At 56.6% G+C, this 249-nt stretch carries 1 protein-coding gene; it reads right to left on the reverse strand.

The window, feature by feature from the left end; all coding sequences use genetic code 11:
* On the reverse strand, positions 1-249 hold a 249-nt coding region (locus R2R70_RS22080; RefSeq protein WP_410979210.1), incomplete at both ends, for a molybdopterin-dependent oxidoreductase.

Consider the following 249-nt stretch of genomic DNA (forward strand, 5'->3'; position numbering starts at 1 on the left):
CCGCCGCAGAAAGCGGATGAATAAACGGATGCATATCCGAGGTGTTCATATCGTCTTTTTCGTACCAGGTGGCGGTGGGCAGAACGATATCGGAGAACAGGCAGGTACTGGACATGCGGAAGTCGAGCGTCACCAGCAGGTCGAGCTTGCCTTCAATCGCTGCAGTTTGCCACTCGACTTCTTCCGGTTTGATCCCGTCGCTGGCACCGAGTTCCTCGCCCTGAATCCCGCTTTCGGTCCCCAGCAGAT

The sequence above is a fragment of the Cobetia sp. SIMBA_158 genome (genome assembly GCF_046566945.1).
Classification (GTDB): Bacteria; Pseudomonadota; Gammaproteobacteria; order Pseudomonadales; family Halomonadaceae; genus Cobetia; species Cobetia amphilecti.